The sequence below is a fragment of the bacterium genome (assembly GCA_024226335.1).
Lineage (GTDB): Bacteria > Myxococcota_A > UBA9160 > SZUA-336 > SZUA-336 > JAAELY01.
In genome coordinates, this window is the sequence record JAAELY010000313.1 from 1 (window position 1) to 6324 (window position 6324).

The following is a 6324-nucleotide window of genomic DNA, read 5'->3' on the forward strand; positions in this document are numbered from 1 at the left end:
GCGAGAAGCGGGAGTCGCCGCCTGAGCAAGAAGGGTGATCCGATCGCAGATCCGTAGATCTGCAGAGGGTCGCGCGACGCAGCGCAGGCGGATGCATCGCGCTTCGCAGCCGCAGCCTCCCTGTGCAGAGGTTCCCTAGCTATGCGGGTGGGCCAGGCGTTTTCTGCAGCGGCCAAAATGGCGCACGAATTCGCTGAATGTGCGATCGCTCAGGCGCATCGCTTCGGCGATGCGCTCACGAGTCTCGGCGCGGATCGAGTTCGGGTCGATAGCGCCTCCGAGTTCTTCGATCTCGGCGAGGTGCACAGGAACACTGAGCCAGCGCTCGATCAGTGCAGCATCGACTTCGAGATGAAACTGCAGGCCATATGCGTGTTCGCCGTAGCGAAAGGCCTGATTTTCACAGGCTTCCGAGTGAGCGAGCCGAACCGCTTGATCCGGTAGATCAAAAGTGTCTCCGTGCCACTGGAAGATGCGTTCGGATTGCGCAAAATGGCCGAAGAGCGGGTCGAGTCGGCCTTCCTCAGTAAGGGAGACGTCATACCAGCCGATCTCCTTTCGCGGATTCGGGCGCACGGATGCTCCCAGCGCGCGGGCGAGCAGTTGAGCGCCGAGACAGATTCCCAGAATCGGGATCCCTCGTTGTAGCGCATCCCGGATCAACTCCACTTCAGTCAGAAGGTGGGGGAAGCCTGCATCGTCGTAGACGCTCATCGGGCCACCGAGGACGATCAGGCCGTGATAGCCGTCAAGACTCGGCTGGGACTTGGGATAGCGGCCAAAGTTCACGTATTTGATGCGGAATCCAAAGCTCTTGAAGAGCGGATTCAGGGTTCCGAGGAGTTCGAACGGCACGTGCTGACAGACGAGAAGCTTGTTCATGATGCCCGGCACAGCGTCCTTTCGATTCCCGTCATCGGTTCAGACGTCGTCCGGCGAGAGCGGAATCTGCCCGCGGATGGACGAGGTCGTGGCCTGGCAGGTATCCGGGTTCGGTCGAGGGTCACCGGCCCGTGAAAACCGGCTCCCGCTTTTCGAGAAACGCTCGCGGTCCTTCTTTCGCATCTTCGCTCTGGAAAACCGGCATGCCGATCGGCATCTCCTTTTGCTCGAAAGCCTCGGCTTCTGGGAGGCCGAAACTCTCGCGAGCAGAACGCAAGATTGCCTTGACGGCGATGGGGCCGTTCTTTGCAATTCGCGCGGCGACCTCGCGTGCCTTGCTCAGTGCCTGGCCATCGGGCACGACGTGGCCAATCAATCCGAAATCGAGGCATTGAGCGGCGCTGTACGCCTCACCCGTAAGCAGCATCTCGAGTGCAACCGTATAGGGGATCTGGCGCGGAAGGCGCACCGTCGAACCGGCCATCGGAAAGAGTCCGCGTTGTACCTCCGTCACCCCGAACTTCGCGCTCTCGCCAGCAACGCGAATATCGGTACCCTGAAGGATCTCCGTTCCTCCGGCCAGGGCGAATCCCTCGACCGCGGCGATCAGCGGCTTGCTGGGGCGGTAGGTCTTCAACCAACCGTCGAAGATCACATTGGGTTCTTTCTTCAAGCGTTCCTCGAACTCGTCATCCGGAGGCGCACCCGAGCTGAGCTTGCCGATCACGGAGAGATCCATTCCCGCACAGAAACTCTCACCCGCGCCAGTCAGAATTCCGACTCTCAAGTCATCATCGGAATCGAGACGGCGCCAGGCATCCGACAGACCGCACAACACTTCGGCGTTCACTGCATTCTTCTTTTCGGGGCGGTTGATGGTGACGGTCAGAATGTGCGCGTTCTGTTCAGTAAGTAGAGCCTTGGCCATCGAGTTCATCTCCTTGTCTCATCCAGGACGCCGCCAATAGAGTGCCGTACTGGCCATCGTCTCGAGTTGTTCGGGCAGGAGCGAGTGCCCTGCATCCGGGAATGTCAATTCATTTCACTCTAGCGTCGCTATCGCATCGGACCTACGAGAGCCGGCGATGAGCCCGAAGACTCATTGGTTCCCGATGGCACCCGAACGTTTGAGATCGTCGATGTCGTCGCTGCTGAGTCCTGCTTCCTGCAATACTTCGCGCGTGTGCGCCCCGTGTCCGGGAGCAGGTCCGCGCGGGACGACCGCCGCATCGCGAATCGAAAACGGTGCCGCAAGCGTTTCGAAGCTTCCGCACTCCGGGTGGTCGATGGAGTGAAAGAAGCCCATCTCGCGTGCCTGTGGATCCTGTACCACTTCCGGTATGGTGGCGACTGGAGCCCACACAACACCGTGTTGGTCGAGTGTCTGGCTCCAGTAGGCGAGGTCGTGCTGGGCAAAGGCCTCGGAGATCGCTGTGCTGAGTTCGGCGCTGAGTTGCGAGCGCTTCGGCGCGCTGTCGTAACGCGGATCTGCACTCCAGTCATCTCTCCCGATGGCACTGCAGACCAGCGGCCAGAAGCGATCCGGCGCCGGATGGACCAGAAGAATCCAGCGATCGTCCGATGTGCGGTAGGAATTCCAGATCGGATTCGGTGGAGTGCTGCGGTCGTGGCGCGGTCCCGAGGTTCTGGTGACCAGCGATGCCGAGACATCCCCGGCGATCGTCCACACGCCCGTCCCGTAGAGCGTGACTTCGGTGTACTGCGCGCGGTTTTGTGAGTCGCGCAGTCGGAGGGCGGCCAGCGTGGCGAGCGCAAGGTTCAGGGCCGTCGTGTGGTCTCCCTGTCCCCCCCTGCACAGCGGGGGCGGGGAGGGCGGTTCCCCCATCAAGCCCATGATTCCCGAGCGTGCCCAGAACGCCGAGTAGTCGAAGCCCGGTCGATCGGCATCGGGACCGTGCGTGCCGTATCCGGTGAGTGAGGTGTATACGAGTCTGGGGTTCGCCTTCTTCAAGGCTTCGAACCCGAGGCCGTAACGTTTGCGTCGCGGTTGGGTCAAGTTCGTGATGAAGACATCCGCGCGAGAGCACAGTTTGGAGATCACTTCGCCTGCTCGCTCGTTCTCGAGATCGACCACGATCGATCGCTTGCCACGGTTGTCGAGTTCGAAGGCCGTATTCAGATCGGTTTCGTACCCGAGGTTTCGCAAGCTGAACGCTCGCAGCGCATCCCCTGTAGGTGCCTCGACCTTGATCACGTCCGCACCCATATCGCGCATTAGCGCCGCGGCAGCGGGACCCGCGACCCAGGTCGAGAGTTCGACTACCTTGATGTTATCGAGCGGTCCGGTCATTCTGTTCCTCCATTGAAGGTCCGCTGAGCGGGCTCTCCGTTCCGGCATCATACGGTGCGCGTGGCGGTCGAGGTGGACATGGCACAGACCCTGGTTTCCAACGCAGCATTGCTCGATCTGGACCGCGCCGAACTGCGGCCCGGTACTTCGGTGCTGATCGAAGACGAACGCATCGTGGAACTGAGTGATAGGGAGATCTCGGCACCGGATGCACGACCCATCGATGCCGGTGGTCGAGCCCTCCTGCCGGGCCTGATCGATGCCCACGTACACGTGATCATCACCACCATGAATCTGGCGAGCCTGCAAAGCCGCCCCATCACTCTCGTGGCCCAGGAAGCTCGTGTGATTCTCGAAGGCATGCTGAGGCGTGGATTCACCACGGTACGTGACGCAGGGGGAGCCGATTGGGGTCTGGCTGAAGCCGTGGACCGGGACTTGATCTCGGGTCCGCGCATCTTCTACTCGGGGCGAACGCTGAGCCAGACTGGAGGTCACGGTGATTTTCGCGCGCGAGATGAAACGGCGGGCTGCGCGTGCCAGATCTATTCGACCGGCTTCTCTCATGTGGTCGATGGCGTCGATGCTGTGCGAAAGGCCGCCCGCGAAGAACTGCGCCGAGGGGCCAATCAAATCAAGATCATGGCTTCTGGCGGAGTCGCCTCACCAACGGATCCGATCTGGAACACTCAGTTCTCTCCGGATGAAATGCGCGCAGCTGTCGAAGAAGCACAGGGCTGGCGCACGTACGCGATGGCTCATGCCTATCTTCCCGATGCGATTCAGAGAGCGATTGATGCGGGTGTGCGCACGATCGAACACGGCAACCTGATCGATCGCGAAACGGCGGCGCTCATGGTAAAGCGCAAGGCGTTCCTGGTTCCGACCCTGGTTACGTATTACAAGATCGACGAGCTCGGTCGCGCATTGGGCTTTCCAGCGAATAGCCAGCGCAAGGTACGCGACGTGCTGGACGCCGGCCTGGCGTCGCTCGAGATCGCGCGGGACGCCGGCCTTCCCATGGGCTTTGGTACGGATCTACTCGGTGAGACTCACGAACACCAGAGCGAGGAGTTCAGGATTCGCGGAGAAGTGCTCTCACCCATCGAAGTGATCCGCTCGGCCACCCGCGTCAACGCGCAGATACTCGGCCGATCCGACGAGCTCGGCGAATTGAAGGTTGGCGCTCGCGCGGATTTGATTCTGGTCGATGGCGACCCTCTACGCCAGATCGCCTTGCTCGCAGAACCGCACAAGCACTTTGATCTGATCATGAAAGATGGAGTCGCAGTGGTAGATCGACTGGCGTAACCGAGCTCTCGTCGGACGCGAGTCGCAGTGAAACCTGAGGGAGAGTTCCAATGCCGCTCGATCCTGTGCTTCAGACGATTCTCGAGCGCTATCCCACGCAGAACGGTCCTGATATGCGCCCGCTCGGCGAGCGGCGTCGCGAGGCGGAAGAGCGCAGAAGCGCGCTCCTGCCGCAGGTGAGAAAGGAACCCGCCGAGGTCGCGCGCATCGAAGAACGAAAACTCTGGGGCGAGTACGGGGAGTTCGGGGTGCGCATCTATTCGCCCGTCGCCTCTGCCGCTGCTCCGCTTCCTGCTCTCGTGTTCATCCACGGAGGTTCCTGGTGGGCGGGTAGTTTGGACTCGGCCGAACCGGAATGCCTCGAACTGGCCGCAAATGCCCAGTGCGTGGTCGCATCGGTCGACTACCACCTGGCTCCGGAGTTTCCGTTTCCGGCGCCGCTGGACGATTGCTACACAGCGACGAGTTGGCTGGCCGAGCAAGCAGATGCACTCGGGGTCGACCCCCGCCGGATTGCGATTGCCGGATCGAGTGCGGGTGGCAATCTGGCAGCGGGTCTCGCACTTCTGGCGAGGGACAGGGGCGGACCGGCGATCTGCTTTCAGTTGCTGGAAATCCCCGCCACTGATCCCAGGCTCGAGACGGAATCGATGGACGCGTTTGCCGAAGGATATCTGCTGACGCGCGCCGCGCTGCAAGAAGGCTGGGGGTTCTACCTGCAAGACGAGAAGGATCGAAGCAACCCGTACGCGGCTCCCGTGCATGCCCCCGACTTGAGCGGGCTACCTCCGGCCTTGATCGTCACCTGCGAGTTCGATCCACTGCGCGACGAAGCGGAAACCTACGGGGCTCGCATGATCGCCGCGGGAGTCCCTGTTGAAATCTCACGCTATCCGGGAATGATCCACGGATCGCAGAACTTCTCCAGGATCCTGGCGCAGGCGAGGGATTGTCGCCGCCAGAAGGACCGCGCACTGCAACGCGCCTTCGCGTCTTCAACCCGCTAGTCGCTTGCGACTCCGAGCACTACGGTAACCAGGCCGCTGGAACGCCGGAACGCTGGGCATCAGCTTCGAAATCACCGAGAGTATCTTCTGCTTCCTCGAGTTGAGCCTTCAACTTGTTGAGTCTGCGCTCCTGCCGGTCTTCGATGAGCGCGCGACGCATGCTCGAGCGCACTCGACTGGGAAACGACATCTGGTCTTCGAGTCGCTCGACGGATTTCTCCAAGCTCCGGACCCGTTGCTGCTTTGCGAGAGCGTCGTCATGCCACTGCTTGCGGGACTGGCCGGCGATCGTCTTGCTCGGGGAGGGTGCCTGGGAAGAGGCGGCGGCCGGCGCACCGTTCCTGCTGCGCATCGCAGCAGCTCGCGCCCGCGCACGCTGTGCCTCGACAGAAGACTCCGGTTTGCCTGCAGGGCGGTTGAGTTCGGGAACGATATTCAACGCGTCGCGCTTGCTCTGCCATTCGGCGGCACCCGGTGGGGGCGTGCTGCTGAAGTGAACTCTTCCCTGGGCATCGGTCCAGCGGTAGATCTCGTCCGCACTCGCTCCAGATCCGCACAAGGCTGTCGCAAGCAATACGAGAGCGGCCGGGAGGAGCGGGCGGGCGAATCGGGTCTTCGGACAGGTCAGGAGGGTCATACCCGGGAATTCGGTCCCTTTCGGGGATGTCTTGAATTGGGTTGTGGTCCGAAGAATGTGCCTTTCGAGTCCGCAGGTCTTCTCGGAGCAGGCCATCTGACCCGTTCCCTGGACTCAGTACGCGTAAGAGAGTTCGTGACTCCGTCCGCCCGGCAGTCTGCGGGTCGGAATGCGCC

Annotated in this window: 6 protein-coding genes; 2 read left to right on the plus strand and 4 right to left on the minus strand. The window is 61.7% G+C overall.

What is annotated here, in order from left to right; translation table 11 throughout:
• Positions 1 to 135: 135 nt before the first annotated feature.
• The 3 genes from GY725_16315 to GY725_16325 form a co-directional block, all read right to left on the minus strand.
• Positions 136 to 882 (minus strand): type 1 glutamine amidotransferase, encoded by a 747-nt coding sequence (locus GY725_16315; GenBank protein MCP4005755.1) that lies wholly within the window; start codon positions 880 to 882, stop codon positions 136 to 138.
• 121 nt (positions 883 to 1003) lie between these two features.
• On the minus strand, positions 1004 to 1810 hold the full coding sequence (locus GY725_16320) for a crotonase/enoyl-CoA hydratase family protein (GenBank protein MCP4005756.1): 807 nt from the start codon (positions 1808 to 1810) through the stop codon (positions 1004 to 1006).
• Between the two features lie 171 nt (positions 1811 to 1981).
• On the minus strand, positions 1982 to 3193 hold the full coding sequence (locus GY725_16325; protein ID MCP4005757.1) for a CoA transferase: 1212 nt from the start codon (positions 3191 to 3193) through the stop codon (positions 1982 to 1984).
• A gap of 78 nt (positions 3194 to 3271) precedes the next feature.
• Between GY725_16325 and GY725_16330 the strand changes: the two genes are divergently transcribed.
• Entirely contained in the window at positions 3272 to 4504 is a 1233-nt protein-coding gene (locus GY725_16330; GenBank protein ID MCP4005758.1) for an amidohydrolase family protein, read from the plus strand.
• Positions 4505 to 4554: 50 nt separating this feature from the next.
• Complete coding sequence (locus GY725_16335) at positions 4555 to 5511, plus strand: alpha/beta hydrolase (protein ID MCP4005759.1); 957 nt, start codon at positions 4555 to 4557, stop codon at positions 5509 to 5511.
• Positions 5512 to 5530: 19 nt separating this feature from the next.
• Here the strand turns inward: GY725_16335 and GY725_16340 are convergent, their stop codons facing one another.
• The gene (locus GY725_16340; GenBank protein MCP4005760.1) at positions 5531 to 6148 is read right to left on the minus strand and encodes a DUF4124 domain-containing protein; all 618 of its coding nucleotides are present in this window, start codon (positions 6146 to 6148) and stop codon (positions 5531 to 5533) included.
• Between the last annotated feature and the right edge of the window lie 176 nt (positions 6149 to 6324).

Excerpts from the sequence above, each read along its gene's own strand:
- GY725_16315 (MCP4005755.1), bottom strand. The coding sequence starts at position 882 with ATGAACAAGCTTCTCGTCTGTCAGCACGTGCCGTTCGAACTCCTCGGA.
- GY725_16320 (MCP4005756.1), bottom strand. The coding sequence starts at position 1,810 with ATGGCCAAGGCTCTACTTACTGAACAGAACGCGCACATTCTGACCGTC.
- GY725_16325 (MCP4005757.1), bottom strand. The coding sequence starts at position 3,193 with ATGACCGGACCGCTCGATAACATCAAGGTAGTCGAACTCTCGACCTGG.
- GY725_16330 (MCP4005758.1), top strand. The coding sequence starts at position 3,272 with ATGGCACAGACCCTGGTTTCCAACGCAGCATTGCTCGATCTGGACCGC.
- GY725_16335 (MCP4005759.1), top strand. The coding sequence starts at position 4,555 with ATGCCGCTCGATCCTGTGCTTCAGACGATTCTCGAGCGCTATCCCACG.
- GY725_16340 (MCP4005760.1), bottom strand. The coding sequence starts at position 6,148 with ATGACCCTCCTGACCTGTCCGAAGACCCGATTCGCCCGCCCGCTCCTC.